Origin of the sequence: Streptomyces curacoi (assembly GCF_001513975.1) — a bacterium.
Taxonomy (GTDB): domain Bacteria; phylum Actinomycetota; class Actinomycetes; order Streptomycetales; family Streptomycetaceae; genus Streptomyces; species Streptomyces curacoi.
In genome coordinates, this window is sequence record NZ_KQ947987.1 from 174547 (window position 1) to 191752 (window position 17206).

Consider the following 17206-nt stretch of genomic DNA (forward strand, 5'->3'; position numbering starts at 1 on the left):
CTCAGGTCACCTCCGATCTCCGGGCCCAGCGCGGGATGTGCCGTTGCGGGACGTCGGGCGCCCCGAGGGGTGTGGCGGCCTCGGCAGGTGTCGCCAACAGCGAGGCGGCCAGCGCCAGATGCAGCAGATACGGCGAGGCGTCACCCAGACCGGCCTCGGTGTACGACGCGATCGCGCAGTAGCTGATCAGGAAGATCGCGCAGGCCCGCTGCAGCGACGGTGGCCGCAGCAACGCCACGCCGCCCAGCACGATGATGATCGCCGCCACCAGGGCGACGCCGACCAGCCCCTGTTCCTGGTAGACGGCCAGCCAGCTGTTGTCGATCGGCAGCCCGCCGAACGACTTGTCGCCCAGGCCCATGCCGAACACCTTCTCCGCGGTCGTGCGCGGCGCTGCCAGCAGGGCGTCCCAGACCTTGGCCCGGCCGGTGAGGTCGGAGAAGTTCTCCTTGCTCTGTCCGCGCAGGAACCACGCCTGCAGCGCGGAGGCGAACCCCACCGCGGCCACCGCGGCGCACAGCACCGCCCAGGTGAAGAACCGGCGGGCGGCGGCGCTGGTCAGGATGAGCGAGCCGATCGCCAACGTCAGCCCGATCAGCAGGCCGAGCGTGGCCGTCCGGGTGTGGGTCAGCGCGAGCAGGACGAGTGACGGCACGATGACCACCGCCGCGCTCGCCCTGTCGGTCCGGCGGCCCAGGACGAGCAGCACGGTGAGCCCGACGATCACCGCGGCGTACTGCCCGATCTGCGGCGGGGTGAGCGGCCACAACGCGCCGACAAGCCGGCCGCCGTAGAGGTCGGGCAGGGCCGCGCCCGGTGAGATGACCAGGCCGGCGGCCACCGATCCGAGCACCGCGAAGTACATCCGGATGTGGTGCCGGACGAACGTCACGCTGCCGTCCCACCAGCGGCTGAGCAGCCACAGCGTGCCGACGAAGAGAGCCAGCCGGGCGCAGCGGAACAGCGCGCCGAACCCGGACTCCAGGCTCACGCTGGAGATCACGCTCGGCACCAGCAGCAGGGTGAGCAGGAACACGAAGGCGCTCGGTCGGATGCGCGGCCGGAGATTGACGGCGAGCGCCAGCGCGAACGCGGCGACCAGCGCGCCCATGGTGACCATCTGGATGAGGGAGCGGGGCAGCGGGACGATGGTCTTCGCCCCGGTGGAGCCGAGGGTGTTGAGGACCAGCAGCCCCCAGACGATCCCGACGATCTTCGGTGTGCCGTCAGGACGCGGTTCGGCGCCGGGCTGCGTGCCCGCCGTGTCCGGTCCGCCCGACAGCCCACCGCGCCGCAGGTCGGCGCCCATCTCAACCACCGGCCCGTGCGCGGAAGGTGCTGCCCGCGTCCTGCTGGTACGGCGTGCCCTGCCACTTCCCGAAGGTGAGCACCCGGCTCGGGTCGTGGGCGACGAACTTCCACGGTCCGACGTAGGCGTTGTCGTGCCAGCGGTTGTCCTGCTTGCGGGTGATCGCCTCAGCCACCTTCTCGCCCTGGTACGGCGACCAGTCCGGGTAGGTGCCGTAGTTGGCCAGTACCGCCATGCGGTCGCACTTCGCCGTGCACTTGACGACGGCCTTGTCCAGCACGAAGCGGTTGTCGTGGATGTCCACCCGCTGGGTCTTCCACCGGCAGTCGGCGTAGAGCGGTGGCCTGGCGATCGCCGGCTTCGCGCAGCGGTCGGTGTCCCGCACCAGCAAGGTGCAGTCACCGGAGGAGGTGTTGGCCGGGCTGTTGCAGAACCGGTCGGCGTTCTCCCACAGGGTGATCCCGGACCAGTTGTTCTCCAGCACGTTCCGGTAGATCTCGATCTTGTCGGTGCGGGCCTTGATCCGTGGTTCGCCGCCGGACTCGGACAGGTAGACGGTCGCGAACGGGAAGTTGTCGCCGCGGGAGGCCTCCCTGCGGCCCTCGACCCAGTTGTTCCGCCGGATCGTGTTCTTCCGGATGACCGCGTTGTAGCTGGTCTCGTAGATCAGGGCGGCGCCGTCGTTGGCCTCGATCACGTTGTTCTCGATGCGGAAGTCGTTGTTGTTGGTGTCGGCCCACAACCCTGTTCCGCGGTTGTCGTGCACCCAGTTGCCGCGCACGTCGGCGCCGTCGACGGCCCAGAACTTGATGCCTCCGGTGCAGCCGCAGCCCTCCCGCCGCCGCTCCCAGTCACCGGTGTTGTTGCCCGTGATCTCGTTGCCCTCGACCACCAGACCGCTGATACGACCGCCGGCCTTGTACGCGTTCATGCCGTACTGGCCGTTGCCGCGCAGGCAGCTGGCGCGGACCCGCTGGCGGGCGCCGGCCATCAGCCCGGCACCGGAGTTGTCCTGGATCGTCGCGTGCTCGATCACCCACCCGTCGGCCGAGTCATGGTTGACCACGCCCTCGTCGTGCGGCGCGACGAAACGCTGCACGGTGAGGTGGCGGATGGTGACGTCGCGGGCACTGCCGCCGAACGCGTACTGGTTCTTCTTCCGGCCGTCGAGCACCGCGCCCGGCGCACCGAGGTAGCGGTTCCCCGCCTTGGGGATGACCTGGGCGTAGCGGTCCGGGTCGAGCCGGTGCTTGCCCGGTCGAAGCCAGAACGTGGTGTTCGGGGGGTTGCTCCGGGTCTTCGCCGCCAGGTCGCCGACCACCGCGGGGTCGACGGTCACCGCGCCCGCCGGCGCCTTCGCCGGCCCGCCCGCGGGCTTGGCGCACACCCGGGCCACGGGCGTGGACGACGGCGCAGCGGTCGGCTTGGCCCCCGTGTCCGACGTGCTCGTGCTGTCACAGCCGGTCGCCGCCAGCAGGGCCAGCGCCAGCGGTGCCGCCGCCAACGCCGAGTGCCGCATCTTGATCCCCACGCGCCCGCCTAGCCGTGGAACCCGAGCACGGTGGTGAAGCCCTCCGCGCCGTCGCTGAAGCCGGTGCCGACCAGCGTGGTGGCGGGTTCCTTGCGTCCGAAGCCGGCGGAGTACCAGCCCAGCGGCGGGCCGGTCTCGCCGCGATGCGCCCGCCAGGACAGCTGCCCGGGCAGGTCGAGCACCGCGGAGCGGTCCTCGCCGTCCCGGGTCCAGGTGAGCACGGCCCGGTTTCCCACCAGGTCCGCGGCGATCGCCGGGCCCAGGTGGAACGCCAGCCGCACGGCCCGGCGCGGGCCGCGCACCTCGTCCACCACCCTCAGCTCCCGGCTCGCGGCCGTCAGCTCCACCCGGCGGCGGTGCACGGAGCCCTGGTAACCGTCGTGCTCGGCGCACCAGCGGGCAGTCCCCCCGTCGGAGGCGCCGGAGGTGTCCGCGACCAGGACGCGGCTCTTGGCATGCCGGGTCCACAGGAACGGGCCGCCGGAGACGGACTGGTCACCGCCGTCCAGCTGCAGGGTGTTGTGGCCGAGGGTCGACCGGAAGTACCGGCGCCACTCGGGCTGCCCGTGGTAGCAGTACGTCCCCGGGTCGGCGAGCACGTCGACCCCGTCGTGCCGGACCTCCACGGACAGCGCGTCCGCGTGGGCGTGCGCGGCGATGGACAGGAAGCCGTGCGGACCACCGTCGCAGCGGCACCAGATCTCTCCCGTCCCTTCCGGTCCGCGCAGGACGGTCATGCCCGCGTCGGCGAAATGAGCGGGTCGGCTTGCCGGGCGGGTCACGGACAGTGCGGTTCCGCTTTTCGCGTACGGCTTGATGAGCGCGGCCAGCAGCGGGGTGCGCACATCGGTGCCGGTCACCGCCGGCCACCAGGCGAGCCGGCCGAACACGGCGTCCCCGGTGGCCAGCAGGGAGGCCCAGCGGTCGGTGCCCGGGCCGTCGACGACCAGACCGTGCCCGTCGTCCGCGTCGCCCTGGCGCGGGGGCCGTAACCGGCTGTCCACGACGGCCGCGAGCGCGTCGGTCATCCGCAGCAGTACCAGCCGGACGGACGCGGGGACCGGCACGTCGGCGGCATCCGCCTCGGCCACCGCGGCCAGGCCGAGTTCCAGCACGAGGCCGTGATACTCGGTGGCCAGCTCGCGGTTGAGGCCGGAGGGGAAGGTGTTGCCGCGCAGGTGCCGCTCCAGCGACCGCAGCGCGTCGGCCCGCCAGCGCGCCGAGGCGGGGAACCACCCGAACGCACAGGCCGCTGCGAACTGCCCGGCGGCCTCGGCGATGACGTGGTTGTTCGCCGAAGACCCCCGGCTGGGGAAGGCGGCCAGCCAGCGCTGGTGGTGCCAGATCTGATTCAGCGCCACCGGGTTGTCCTCGAACAGCCCGGCCGCGCCCGGCCAGCCGTCGAGCAGCCGGCGGATCCACACCCAGGACAGCAGCCGGATGCCCAGCTCGATGCCGCTGATCCAGTGCACTCCGTGCAGCGGTGCGTTCGCCGCCCACCACGACCGCAGGTGCTCGGCCACGCGTTCGGCGTACCGCTCGTTGCCGGTGATCGCGTAGGCGGCGGCGAGCACGGTGAGGTACTGATGCCGGGACAGCTCCCAGATCTGCTTGATGTCCCCGACCGCGTCCTCGTTCCGGTACGGCACGTCGAAGGCGTAGCCCCACGGGGCCCGGCGCCCGGTCTTCGGGTCGTACCACCAGTCCGGGTCGGTCAGGTCGTCGCGGACCACCCCGAAGTACTCGGCGTGCCCGTACATCAGCCGGTCCGCCTCGGCGATGAGACGTTTCGCGGCGTCCGGAGGTATGGCTGCGATCGTCCCGGCGGGCAGGACCGCGGTGAACCGGGCGCCGGTCACGCTCGGGCAGTCGGGCCGCGCCGACCGCCACCGCCGCCTGCGCACGGCGTCGCCCACCCGGCCCGCGACCTCCTGCGGCCCCATCCGGGACAGCCGCCGCAGGTACCAGCCCGCGCTCATGGTCATCGCGCCCCCGCCAACGTCACCGGGGCACCGGCCGCCAGGCCGGTCTGTACGGCGAGGGTGGCCGCCGTGGTGGCGACCAGCGACTGAAGCGGCACCGGCATCGGCCCGCCGGTCCGCACGGCCTTGACGAACGCGGCCAGCTCGGCGTTCTGGCCCTTGTCCCGAGCCTTGGGCAGCCGCGAACTGACCCACCGCTTACGGCCATAGACCGAGGCACGGACGAAGTCGTCGAGCCGCAGCGCCTTGCCGTCCGCGACCAGGTCCAGCGTCTCCTTGGGGAAGCCGGCCGGGCCGGTGGTGACGTAGCTGATGGTGGCGGTGGACCCGTCCGGGTAGCGCAGTACGACCTGCAGGTCCTCGTTGCCGGACGTGGCGACCGCGTACACCGACACCGGGTCGGCGTCGAGCAGCCAGCTCGCCGTGTCGATGAAGTGTCCGCCCTCGCCGGCGAAGCGCGAGCCCTCGGTGCCCTGTTGGAGGTACCAGCTGCCGTGCTGCAGTCGGCCCGCGTTGACCAGGTAGCGCAGGTTCGCCGGACCGGTCCGGGCGCCGAACCGCTCCCTGACCTCCTGAAGCAGCGGCGCGAACCGGCGGTTGAAGCCCACCTGCAGCCGGTCGTTGCCGGACTCCTCCACCGCAGCGAGTACGCCGGCCAGTTCGTCCTCGGTGAGCGCCAGGGGCTTTTCCACGAAGACGGTCTTGCCGGCCAGCAGTGCCTTCCGGGTCAGTTCGGCGTGCGAGCTGTGCCGGGTGACGACGAACACCGCGTCGATGGACCTGTCGCCGAGCACGGCGTCGAGATCGGTGGTCGCCGCGGCGAAGCCGAACTTCCGCTTCGCGTTGGCCGCGGACAGCGCCGTCGTGGTGACGACGGTGGACAGCTCGACGCCGTCGCGCTGTGTCAGGTGCGGCAGCAGCATCGACGTCGCGTAGTTCCCCGCGCCGACGAACGCGAGGCGCACCGGCGTCTTGGCGGCCCGGACCGGACCCCGCTTCACGTTCACGGCGGGCACGGCCACCTGCGGGGCCGCCGCCTCCACCGCCTGTTCGGGGTATCGGAACAGCACCGCCACGGCCTTCAGGTCGCCGTCCTTCAGGCTCCGGTACGTCTCGACGGCGTCATCGAAGTCGGCGATGTGGGAGATCAGGGGCCCCACGTCGACGCTGCCGCGGGCGAGGAGATCGAGGAAGCACGCCAGGTTGCGGCGCTCGGTCCAGCGCACGTAGCCGATCGGGTAGTCCCGCCCCTCCAGCTCGTACTCCGGGTCGTAGCGCCCGGGGCCGTAACTGCGGGAGAAGCGGACGTCGAGCTCCTTCTCGTAGTACGCGTTCCACGGCAGGTCCAGGCGGCACTTGCCGATGTCGACGACCCGGCCGCGGTCCCGGCAGAGCCGGGCGGCCAGCTCGACGGGCTGGTTGCTGCCGCCGCCGGCGGCCAGGTACACCTGGTCCACGCCGTGACCGCCGGTGAGCTCGGCGACGGCGGCTTCCACGGCCGCGGACCCGGGATCGCCGCAGGCCGCGGCGCCCAGGCGCTCGGCGAGCTCGCAGCGCACCGGGTCGGGGTCGACGCCGACGACGCGGACTCCCGAGGCGGCGAGGAGCTGCACCACCAGCTGCCCGATCAGCCCGAGGCCGATGACCAGTGCCACTTCGCCGAGCTGCGGCTCGCCCTGGCGGACGCCCTGCAACGCGATCGACCCTACGGTGCCGAAGGCCGCGTGCCTGGGCGCGAGGCCGTCCGGCACCGGGGTGTAGAGGTTCTTCGGCACCCAGTTCAGCTCGGCGTGCAACGCGTGCTCGTTGCCGGCGCAGGCCACGAGGTCGCCGACCTTCACATCGTCGATCCCGGCGCCGACCTGCTCGACCACCCCGCACAGCGAGTAGCCGAGCGGAGTGTAGGAGTCCAGCTTGCCCATCACCTTGCGGTAGGTGGCGGGCACCCCGTTGGTGGCCACGCTCTGCATGACCTTGGCCACCTGGTCCGGGCGGGAGCGGGCCTTGCCCAGCATCGACATGCCGGCCTCGGACACCTTCATGAGCTCGGTCCCGGTGGAGATCAGCGAGTAGGCGCTGCGGACCAGCACACCGCCCGGCTTGCACCCCGGCACCGGCACGTCGAGCACCGCCAGCTCGCCGCTCTTGTAGTTCTGTACAACCTGCTTCACCCGAACTCCTCTGATTTCCTAAGCTGTTGACCGAGTGCTCTGGCCGGACCCAGAGGTCGCGTCGCGATACCAGTACTCGAGGGTCAGCACATGCCACAGATGCTTGGAGTGGTCCCGCTGCCCGGCGGCGTCCTCGGCGACGAGCCGCCGAAGCGCGTCGCGGCGCAGGAACCCGGAGCGGACGAGCTCGCCGTCGTTGACCACCTCGCGCACCAGCGGTGCCAGATCCCGGCTCATCCAGGCGCGCAGCGGGGCGCTGAACAGGCCCTTGGGCCGGTACACGATCTCCCGGGGCAGGACCGAGACGGCCGCCTCCTTGAGGACGGCCTTGCCCTGCCGTCCGACGATCTTGCGATCGCCGGGTACGGCGAACGCCGCCCTGACCACTTCGACGTCCACGTACGGCACCCGCACCTCGGTCGACGCGGCCATGCTGGAGCGGTCCGTGTACGTGAGGTTCAGGCCCGGCAGGAACATCCGGGCGTCGGTCAGGCACATGCGGTTGACGAAGTCGTCGAGGTCGTTGTCCGCGTAGGTGTCCGCGTGCTCGGTCAGCACGTCGTCGACCGTCCCGGCCAGGTCCGGATCGAGCAGGGCGAGCAGCTCGTCCTGGTCGTACATGGTGTAGCTGCGCCGGAACGCGGTCTCCTCGGGCAGCTCGGCGAAGGAGAGGAACCGCTTCGCGAAGCGCACCGACCGGTACCCGCGACGGGCCGTGGCGACCGGTAGCCGGTCCACGGCCGCGGTCACCCCGCGCCGCAGGGGCCGCGGAACGCGCTGGTAGCGCAGCGCGAGCAGGTTGGCCAGGTGCTTGCGGTACCCGGCGAACAGCTCGTCGGCGCCCATCCCCGAGAGCATCACCTTGACCCCGGCCTCCCGGGCGGCCGAGCAGATCAGGAACGTGTTGATCGCGGCGGGGTCGCCGATCGGCTCGTCCAGGTGGTACGTCATCCGCGGCAGCAGGTCGAGCACATTCGGGGCGATCTCGATCTCATGCAGGTCGACGCCGAACCGCTCGGCCACCTGCCGGGCGTAGCGCAGGTCGTCCGGCATCGCCTCGAACTTGGCGTCCTCGGCGCGGAATCCGATCGTGTAGGCCGAGATCCCGGGTCGGTGGCGGGCCGCCAGCGCGGTCAGGTAGCTGGAGTCCAGCCCGCCGGAGAGGAAGGTCGCCACGGGTACGTCGGAGACCAGGTGCCGCCGGGTCGACTCCTCGACGATGGCGGCCAGGTCCGGCTGCTCACCGCTGCGGGCCCGCTCCCGCCCCTCGGCGGCGACGTCCTTCAGGTTCCAGAACCGGCCGCGCTCCACCCGGCCGTCGGGCCGGTACCTCAGCCAGCTCCCCGGCGGCAGCTTCTCCGCCTCGCGGAACGCGCACCGTGAGTCCGGCACCCAGTAGTACAGCAGGGAGGCCACCAGCGCCGCATGGTCCACCTCCAGGGACCCGCCGGTCGCGGCGGCGAGCGCCTTCAGCTCGGAGGCGAACGCGAGGCCCTCGCCGCGCCGGAGCAGGAACAGCGGCTTGATGCCCAACTGGTCGCGGGCGAGCACCAGTTCACCGGTGCGCTCGTCGAAGACCGCGAACGCGAACATGCCGCGCAGCCGGGGCAGGCAGTCCGTGCCCCAGCGCCGCCAGGCCTCAAGGAGCACCTCGGTGTCGGAGGTACCGCGGAAGCGCACCCCGGCGGCCGCCAGCTCGGCACGCAGCTCGGGCGCGTTGTACAGCTCGCCGTTGTACGTCAGGGCGAGGCCGTCCGAGACCATCGGCTGGGCGCCGGTCTCGGACAGGTCGATGATGGCGAGCCGGCGGTGCCCGAGGTGCACTTCGCCGTCACCGACGGGGTGGCCGTACCGGCCCGCCCCGTCCGGACCGCGGTGGGCGAGGGTTTCGGTGAGCCGGTCGGTGACCAGCTTCCCGTCCGGCCATCGGTACGTACCTGCGATGCCACACATGTCCTACCGCGCCTCCTGGTCGTTGTCCGGGACCCGTGCGGCCCACATCGGCTGCCGCTCCGTCGGCAGCCGGCCCGTCCCGTTCCGCCGGGCCGTCCGCTCGCTCCGGCCGCGCAGCGCGGTGTGCAGCCCGTCCCAGAGCGTGCCGTCGGTGCGGTCACGCGGATCGGGGTCGATCAGCACCACACCGAGCACCGCGATGCGCTGGTCCGCGAGCTGCCGTGCCACGGTGTGCAGCCATGCGGCGCTGCCGTGCCCGGCACGCACGACGAGCACGGTCCGGGTGCCGAGGTACTGGAGGTCGGTCCACGCCGTGCCGGGCGCCACCGAGCCGACGCCGAGCCGGCTCTCCTGATGCGACATGGCAGCGGCACGCTCGCCGCTGACCACGGTCGGGTCTCCTGGCTTCCGACGGCGGCCGGCGGCGAGCTGCGGGCCGGGCAGCTCGTCGACGACGACCACTGGGCCGTCCGCCGCCAGTGCCCGGGCGACGTCCAGGGCGATCGCGCTCGTGCTGCGCGCACAGCCCAGTTCCAGCAGCGCCACCGGTTCCGCGGAGCCGCGCACCGTGCGGGCAAGGGCCGTGGTGAGGCGCTCGCGTGCGGCCCGGGCCCGTCGGCGCTGCCACAGCCTGCCCGACCGGCGGGGCAGCTCCGCGATGACCGAGGCGCCCAGGTTCGCCGCGATGTCCCGGCGCAACACGGGGCGGTCCGCCACCACCGTGCCGACGGCGGCCACCGCGAGCCCGAGGACGAGCCCGAGGACGAGCCCGATCGCGGAGTTGGTGACGGCGGCCTTGGGCAGGGAGTGTCGCACCGCGCGCGGGGCGTCCACGATCTGCGTGCCTGCGACGACCTCGGGCGTGCCGGTGCGCGCCTCCGCGGCGCGTTGGTCGAAATCGGCGATCCGCGAGGTGAGTTCGGCCCGGCGGACGAAGAGCGACTCGATGCTCGCGGCCGCTGTCGGGTCGCTCTCCGTTTCCGGCGATCGGTCTCCGATGTCCTTGTTGACCTGGGTGAGCTCGTCGCGCATACGGTCACGCTGGTCGAGCAGGGCCTTGGCCTCGGCCTTCGCGGTTTCCTGCATCCGCCGCACATGGTCCGCGACGAACGCGTCCGCCAGCGCCCTGGCCCGGGCCACCGCTTCGGCGTCGCTGTCCCCGGTCACATCGATCCGCAGCAGGTTGTTGGTCAGGCCCGTACCGCGGTAGTCCCGCATGAACTCCTCAGGGTTTTCCGGGGACTTGAGCGCCCGCAGCGCTTTGTCGGCGATCCGCGTGGTCTGCAGCAGCTCGACGTCGGTACGGATCAGCGTTCCGGTGTCGTTCGGCTGGTCCTCCTTGTGCGCGACCAGCACCTTGGTCACCGCGCTCGGCGCCGGCGGCATCAGGACCGCCACCGCCGCCCCGACCAGCAGGCCCAGCAACGCCATGGCGCACCAGAGGCGGCGGCGCCTGCGTACCGCGACCACCAGCGCCTGCAGGTCGAGGAGCGGAGCGGCGGCCGACGACTCCGAAGTCGTGCTCGTCGTCACGCTGAACCCCCCGTACCCTCGCCGCGAACCGCGAGCGCCGGAGTGGCGTTGTCCGCAGGACGGCCGGCAGACCGGGTCGGACGGTCGCGGACCGGACCGGCGACGACGACGCCGACGACCCCGTGCCCGCCGTCCGCACACGCCTCGGTGATGCCGGCGAGCTCCTCCGCGGTCCAGCGGCCCGCGCTGAGCACGACCAGGGCACCGGACTCGGTGTCACGGTCCGGCACTGTCGGCCGGTCCACGGACACCGTCACCACCCGCAGCATGGGGTATCCCCTGCCCGGAGAGCTTGGGGAAGGATCGGTCTCGGCCTCGGCGACGAGCTGTTCGGCGGCCCGGCGGGCGATCTCGTCGCCGTCCGGTACGACGGCCAGCAGCCGCCGGGGCGCGGGCAGTTGCTCCCGGAGGCGGGAGCACACCCGCCGGTAGCGGATCCGCCTGTCGGCCTCGTCGACGGAGCCCAGCGGGGTCGGTGTGTCCCACCGGGTGTCGATGCCGAGGAGTCGGCGGATCCGGGCCCATGGCCCGCCGTCTTCCGGCCGGTGCGCGCGCCGGTCATCAGGCACGTCGACGGTGCCGAGCAGCGCCGAGCCCAGCGCCGCGGCGATCTCCGGTTCGGTGCGCAGCCGGCGATCCATCCGTGCGGCGACGAGATGGCCGATGACCGCGAGCAGGAAGAACAGCAGCGCCCCGGCGACGGTGAGCTGCATCCTCGTCGGCGGTGCCTCGCCGGTCGGCCGGGCGGCCGGCCCCATGACGACCATGCCGGCCTTGTCGGTCGCCGGGTCGGCCTCGTCCAGCTTCGTCATGGCCTCCTCCAGCGAGGTGCGCAGCTTCTCCAGCGCGGTGCGGGCCTGCACGCTCTCCACGGTCCGTCCCGGATCGGCCGCGTTGGCCAGGTCGGTGATGCGGCGGTTGGTCTCCTCGACCTTCTTCCGCAGTGCCTCGGGCCCCGTGGCCGCTTCGGAGTCGGTGCTGCCGCCCGCGATCCGCGCGGCGAACGCGACGAACCGCTGGGCCACTTGGTCGGAGAGCCGCTGCGCGCGCCCCGGGGTGTCGGCCGTGCCCGAGATCTTGATGATGTTCCCGTCGGCGGCCTCGGCGGTCACCCGCTCCCGCAGCTCGGCGCCGCTGACGTCCGTCCAGCCGAGCTTGGCGGCCGCGCGGTCGACCACCGTCGAACTGGTCGCGATGTCCACCTGGGTCAGCAGCTCGCGTTCCTCCCACTGCCCCGGCAGCAGTACCGATGCCGAGGCCGTGTAGCGCGGCGGGAACACCACCGAGGTGCCGTAGCCGACGAGTGCGCCCACCACGGCGAGGAAGGCGAGCAGCCGCCACCTCCGCCGGAGAATCCGCCCGATGGTGACCAGGCGGATCGTGTCATCGCTCAACGGCGCGGCCTCTTCCCTGCGCGGACTGCGCGGACCGGGTCGCCCGCCGACACCGGAGTGCGGCCACGGCACGCGGCGGCATAGGCGGCGAGCAGCGACGCCTGCGAGTTCCGCCAGGAAAGCTGCCCGCTGATCCGCTCCTGGCCGATCTTGCCCATCCGGGCCCGCTTCTCCGGATCGTCCAGCAACACCGCGATGAGCTCGGCGAATTCGGCTTCGTCGTTGGCGGGCGCGTAGACGGCGGCGTCACCGGCGGAGACGCGCGCCTCCTTCAGGTCGAACGACACGATCGGCCGGCCCATCGCCATGTACTCCAGGACCTTGTTCATGGTCGACACGTCGTTGAGCGGATTGCGCGGGTCGGGGGAGAGGCAGACGTCCGCGGTGGACAGGTAGCGCACCAGGTCGGCGTCCGGGATGCGCCCGGTGAACTGCACCTGCTCTGTGAGCCCGAGCCGCCGGGACAGCTCCACCATCGCGTCGAAGGCGTCGCCGGCGCCGACGAACACCGCGTGCCAGTCGGTCCGCCCGAACTCGTCGCGCAGCTTCGCGAGGGCCCGCAAGGCGTAGTCGACGCCGTCCTGCGGGCCCATGACGCCGAGGTAGCACAGCAGATGAGGTTGGCCGCGCTTCAACTCCGGCTCGGGCGGCACCGGCTGGAACCGCTCGATCGCGGGCGCGCTGCGCACCACGAAGACGTCCTCCGGCCGCCGACCGCCACGGCGCATCGCGACGTCCCGGTAGCTCTCGTTCGTGGCGAGTACGACGTCCGCGGCCCGGTAGGTACGCCGTTCCAGCGCGCACACGGCGCGGTAGAGCAGATCCTTGCCGCGGTCGAACCGGGAGAGGTACAGCTCGGGTACCAGGTCGTGCTGGTCGAAGACGAACCGCGCGCCGCGCCGCTTCAGCCACAGGGCCGGCAGGAACAGCAGGTCGGGCGGGTTGCAGGCGTGGACCACGTCGACCGGGCCGACCTTGCGGGCCAGCCGGGCCGTGTGCCACAGCGCCGAGCCGTACTCCCGCAGGTAGCCGGCCGGTCCTCCGGTGGCCGCGCGCAACGGGTAGCGGTGGATCCGCACCCCGTCGATCTCCGCCTCCGGTTCCGTGTCCCGCTTCTCCCCCCGGGGACAGATGACGTGCACCTCCCAGCCCGCGTCGCGCAGCGTCGTGCACTCCTGCCACACCCGCCGGTCGAACGGCACCGACAGGTTCTCCACCAGGATCAGCGCGCGCCGGTCCGGCCGGTCACCGCCGGCTGTGTCACCAAAAGATCTGTCACCAAAAGATCTGTCACCAAGCAAGGCCCACGTACCCCGGTTCGGCCCGGCGCGCCTCGGCGTCGGGAAGGCGGATGAGGTCGACGATCACCGGGCCGCCGCCATGGGGCAGCGCCGCCAGCACGGCCGGATCCCTGGTCCCGACCAGGCACACCTCGGCGTGTTCGAGCACCTCGTCGACGGAGTCCGCGAGCAGCTGCGCGAGGTGCGGCAGCCGGGTCTCGATGTACTCGCGGTTCGCGCCGATCAGCCGGGACAGGCTCACGTTGGCGTCGTGGATCCGCAGGTCGTACCCCTTGCCGTGGAGCCTTTCCGCCAGCTCGACCAGCGGGCTCTCGCGGAGGTCGTCGGTGCCGGGTTTGAAGGACAGCCCGAACAGGCCCACCCGGCGCTTGCCGGTGCGCTCGACCAGCTCCACCGCGCGCTGCAGATGGTCGGAGTTGGAGGGCAGCACGTGGGCGAGGATGGGCACCGAGACGTCGGCCCGCCGCGCCGCGTGGACCAGGCTGCGCAGGTCCTTGGGCAGGCAGGAGCCGCCGAAGGCGAAGCCGGGCCGCAGGTAGGCGGGGCTGATGTTCAGCTTGCGGTCGGCCAGGAACACGTCCATCACCTGGTGCGAGTCCACCCCGAGCGCCTGGCACACCGCGCCCAGCTCGTTCGCGAAGCCGATCTTGAGGCCATGGAACGCGTTGTCCGCGTACTTGATCGCCTCGGCCGTCGGGACCGGCACCCGGAACACCTCGCCGGGCAGACCGTCGTACAACGCCGTCACCGCGTCGCCGCTTGCCGGGTCGAGCTCGCCGATGACGGTCTTGGGCGGGTCGAAGAAGTCCCGCACGCTCGTGCCCTCGCGCAGGAACTCCGGGTTGACCGCGACCCCGATGTCCACCCCGGCCGTGCCGCCGACGTACTTCTCCAGGATCGGTACGAGCAGGTTCAGGCAGGTGCCCGGGAGCATGGTGCTGCGGAACACGACGGTGTGCCGGCCCCCCTGCTTGGCCCCCTCGGCCAGCGCGGCGCCGATCTCCTCGGTGACCCGCTCCAAGTACGTGGTGCACAGGCTGCCGTTGGGCTCCGACGGCGTGCCCACGCAGACCAGCGATATCTCGCTGCCCATGATCGCCTCGCGGACGTCGCCGGTGGCGCGTAACGCTCCGGTCCGTACGACCTCGGCGATGAGCTCGCCGATCCGCTCCTCGACGACCGGGGCCTTGCCGTCGTTGACCAGGTCGACCTTCACCTGGTTCACGTCCACCCCGATGACCTCGTGCCCCATGCTGGCCAGGCACGCGGCCGACACACAGCCCACGTAGCCGAGGCCGAAAACGCTGACTCTCATGACGCGTTCCTCCCCCCAGACAGGCCCAGGTGGCCTGCGGTCCCCCAACGCAGGCCCACGTGGCCTGCGGTCCCCGAATGCAGGCCCTTGTGCCCTGCGGTCCGCGCACCGGCCGGACGGCGGCCCCCGCGCATCAATAGGCCCCCTGCCCGTGGATCACCGCACGCAGCGTCTTCCACAAGATCACCGCGTCCAGGGCGAGCGACCAGTCCTCCACGTACCGCAGGTCGAGGCGGACCGCCTCCTCCCACGGCAGGTCGCTGCGTCCGCTGATCTGCCACAGGCCGGTGAGCCCGGGCTTGACCAGCAGCCGCCGCCGGATGTCCGGGCCGTAGGCGGCGGACTCCTCCGGCAGCGGAGGCCGCGGACCGACGAGCGACATCGATCCGGTGAGCACGTTGAAAAGCTGCGGGAGCTCATCGATCGAGTACCGGCGCAGCACCGCTCCCACCCGGGTCACCCGCGGATCCCGGCGGAGCTTGAACAGCAGCCCTGCGCCCTCGTTGCGGTCGGCGAGCTCGGCACGTGCCCCGTGGGCCCCGGCGACCATGGTGCGGAACTTGAGAATGGTGAACTCGCGGCCGTCCTTGCCGACCCTGCGCTGGCGGTAGAACGCCCCACCCCGGCTGTCCACCAGCACGAGCAGCGCGACGAACACCATCAGCGGCGCGAACAGCATCAGCAGAAACGTTGCGCCTACTCGGTCGACGACCCCTTTGACCGCCCGGCGGCCCCCGGTGAAGGTCGGCATGCTGACCCGCAGCAGCGGGATCCCGAGCACCGCGTCGACGTGCAGCCGCGGGCCGGCCACCTCCATCAGCACGGGGGCCACGACCATCTCGGCGTCGCTGCCTTCGAGGTTCCAGGCCAGCCGCTGCAGCCGGTCCGGTGACCAGTGCGGGTCCGGGGTGACCGCGACGACACGGTAGCCGTCGTGGCGGACGTGCTTGGCGACGTCCTCCAGCTGCCCGACGACCGGCACCCCGTCCAGATGGTCACCGTCGAGCCCGAGTCCGTCCGTCGTGCACACCGCATCCACCCGCCAGCCGAGGTGCGGGAACTTGCGGGTCCGGGTGATCAGGTCGCGCACGGTGTCCGGGCTCCCGGCGGCGAGCACCGGTCTCAGGCACCGCCCTTCCTTGCGCTGTTTGTGCAGCGAGAGACGGAGCAGATACCGCGCGGTCATGGTGACGAGCGCGATCGCGGGGATCGCGACGAAGATCCAGAGCTTGATGTTGCGCGAGGTCAGGGCGATGCCGCCGAGTGCCAGTACGACGGTCGCCGCGAACAGTGAGCGTCCGAGCCGGCGGAATTCCTCAGCGCCCTGGCCGAGCACGGCCGGAGCCCACGACCGGCTCACCGCGAGTGCCCCCAGCACCAGCAGTTCGGTGCCGAATGCGAGAATTCCCCATTTCTCGTGCCAGTTGGCCGCGTCCCGGGCCCCGAAGAAGTTGCCGATCGCCGCCACCACGAAGGCGGTGGCCGCGGTGTCGCTGATGATCACAGCACGGCGGTACCGCTGCTCCCAGTCGATCGCGGGCCGGCTGATTGCCCCGTTCGCCAGACGCCCGCGTGCCGACGGAAACGGGTCGACTAATTCCCCCTGTTGCACAGGACCCCCCAGGTCGCCAGTGGTTCGACGTGTTCGCCTCACACTGTTTCTCCCCCGGGAGGCACCCCCGCCCCCCGCGTCGCGCTGTTCCTCCCATGGGAGGCCCCCACCCCCCTGCGCATGACATCCCGGCTATTTCAGCGGTACTTGAACAACCCACATCGGCGGCAGCGGACTCGCATGTCCTGCCAGACTCTCGAGGTGCGCGGGACCCGTCGAAACCTCGGGTGCTCCCCGCACCCAAGGCCCCCTTCGCGGAGGCCCCCTTCGCGGGCTCCAGGAATTGATCACTCCCGCGTCTGGCGCCGGGGACGCGACGGCTGGCTTTCCGTAGCGCTCGACCTATAGATCATTACTGGTCGCCCCGTGCTCCAACAGCTGAAGCACGGTCAATCTAGACCATCGGGGCCCAGTATGTAGAGGGGATGTGTGTAATTTGTGTTCAAGCTTTGAGTCTGAATTCAACGATCGATGACCGCCTACGGGCGCCCTGCCACCACCGCGCGCTCCGGCGGCTCGCCCGGCCACCGGGCGCCGCTTCTGCGCGGTACTGATCAGCGAGCTGCAGCGGGCCTGCTGCGGCGCCCGGTTCGGCAACGACTTCCCGGTGTTCGTGCACTACGGCGTGCCGCTGTGGGGCCGAGGTGGGCGGGGTGATCGAACCGGGCAGCGAGGCGCACGACTTGTGGGGCGAGATTGGCCTGAATCTGCGCCGCTCATCGACTCGTAGGGCCTGGCTGAAAGGCTCCAAAACAGACCCTGACCTGGGGGCTTATCCGGCAGGGATCAATGGCGCATCTTCCCGATGACTCATCAGGTGGAGTGCGTGGTGATTCTGGAGCCGGCGGCCAAGGGTTCCTGGCCGGCGGTTTTGCGCGTGCGCATTATGTGCGGTGTGGGTGTTACGGGCGATAGCTTGACGCGGAAGTGACGCTGCTGGCGCCCCTGCTGAACGCCTGCCAGGTGCTCCGAGGCGCAGCTGATGAGTCGTGCCGCGGTCCATCAGGGCGGCGACGGGCGAGAGCGCTCGCTCATCGCTCCGGGAAACGGGCCGGGACCTGACGTGCTCTAGTGGATAAGTGTCCAGCAGGCCCGGGTGGCTGGA

Annotated in this window: 10 protein-coding genes; all 10 read right to left on the reverse strand. The window is 71.5% G+C overall.

Going from position 1 to position 17206, the window contains the following annotated elements; translation table 11 throughout:
• Nucleotide 1: 1 nt before the first annotated feature.
• Nucleotides 2-1309, reverse strand: a complete 1308-nt coding sequence (locus tag AQI70_RS14330; protein WP_062148736.1) for a hypothetical protein — start codon at nucleotides 1307-1309, stop codon at nucleotides 2-4.
• 1 nt (nucleotide 1310) lies between these two features.
• Complete coding sequence (locus AQI70_RS14335; protein ID WP_062148739.1) at nucleotides 1311-2840, reverse strand: right-handed parallel beta-helix repeat-containing protein; 1530 nt, start codon at nucleotides 2838-2840, stop codon at nucleotides 1311-1313.
• An 8-nt stretch (nucleotides 2841-2848) separates the two neighbouring features.
• Nucleotides 2849-4825: a heparinase II/III family protein gene (locus AQI70_RS14340; protein WP_062148742.1), complete on the reverse strand. Its 1977-nt coding sequence runs from the start codon at nucleotides 4823-4825 to the stop codon at nucleotides 2849-2851.
• Nucleotides 4822-6993 (reverse strand): bi-domain-containing oxidoreductase, encoded by a 2172-nt coding sequence (locus AQI70_RS14345; RefSeq protein ID WP_062148744.1) that lies wholly within the window; start codon nucleotides 6991-6993, stop codon nucleotides 4822-4824. Before AQI70_RS14345 ends, AQI70_RS14340 begins: the two co-directional genes overlap by 4 nt.
• Before the next feature lie 18 nt (nucleotides 6994-7011).
• Nucleotides 7012-8946 carry an asparagine synthase (glutamine-hydrolyzing) gene (gene asnB, locus AQI70_RS14350; protein WP_062148747.1) on the reverse strand — a complete coding sequence of 645 codons (1935 nt, stop codon included), beginning with the start codon at nucleotides 8944-8946 and terminating at the stop codon, nucleotides 7012-7014.
• A 3-nt stretch (nucleotides 8947-8949) separates the two neighbouring features.
• Nucleotides 8950-10479, reverse strand: a complete 1530-nt coding sequence (locus tag AQI70_RS14355; RefSeq protein ID WP_062148749.1) for a Wzz/FepE/Etk N-terminal domain-containing protein — start codon at nucleotides 10477-10479, stop codon at nucleotides 8950-8952.
• Nucleotides 10476-11873 (reverse strand): Wzz/FepE/Etk N-terminal domain-containing protein, encoded by a 1398-nt coding sequence (locus AQI70_RS14360; protein WP_062148752.1) that lies wholly within the window; start codon nucleotides 11871-11873, stop codon nucleotides 10476-10478. The genes AQI70_RS14355 and AQI70_RS14360 overlap by 4 nt, the downstream gene beginning before the upstream one ends.
• Nucleotides 11870-13093: a glycosyltransferase family 4 protein gene (locus AQI70_RS14365; RefSeq protein WP_425264615.1), complete on the reverse strand. Its 1224-nt coding sequence runs from the start codon at nucleotides 13091-13093 to the stop codon at nucleotides 11870-11872. The genes AQI70_RS14360 and AQI70_RS14365 overlap by 4 nt, the downstream gene beginning before the upstream one ends.
• Before the next feature lie 70 nt (nucleotides 13094-13163).
• A complete protein-coding gene (locus AQI70_RS14370; RefSeq protein WP_062148755.1) occupies nucleotides 13164-14489 on the reverse strand; it encodes a nucleotide sugar dehydrogenase in 1326 nt (441 codons plus the stop codon).
• Nucleotides 14490-14622: 133 nt separating this feature from the next.
• A complete protein-coding gene (locus tag AQI70_RS14375; protein WP_062148759.1) occupies nucleotides 14623-16101 on the reverse strand; it encodes a sugar transferase in 1479 nt (492 codons plus the stop codon).
• Between the last annotated feature and the right edge of the window lie 1105 nt (nucleotides 16102-17206).

Coding starts and splice junctions, on each gene's coding strand:
- AQI70_RS14340 (WP_062148742.1), bottom strand. CDS start 4,825: ATGACCATGAGCGCGGGCTGGTACCTGCGGCGGCTGTCCCGGATGGGG.
- AQI70_RS14330 (WP_062148736.1), bottom strand. CDS start 1,309: ATGGGCGCCGACCTGCGGCGCGGTGGGCTGTCGGGCGGACCGGACACG.
- AQI70_RS14370 (WP_062148755.1), bottom strand. CDS start 14,489: ATGAGAGTCAGCGTTTTCGGCCTCGGCTACGTGGGCTGTGTGTCGGCC.
- asnB (WP_062148747.1), bottom strand. CDS start 8,946: ATGTGTGGCATCGCAGGTACGTACCGATGGCCGGACGGGAAGCTGGTC.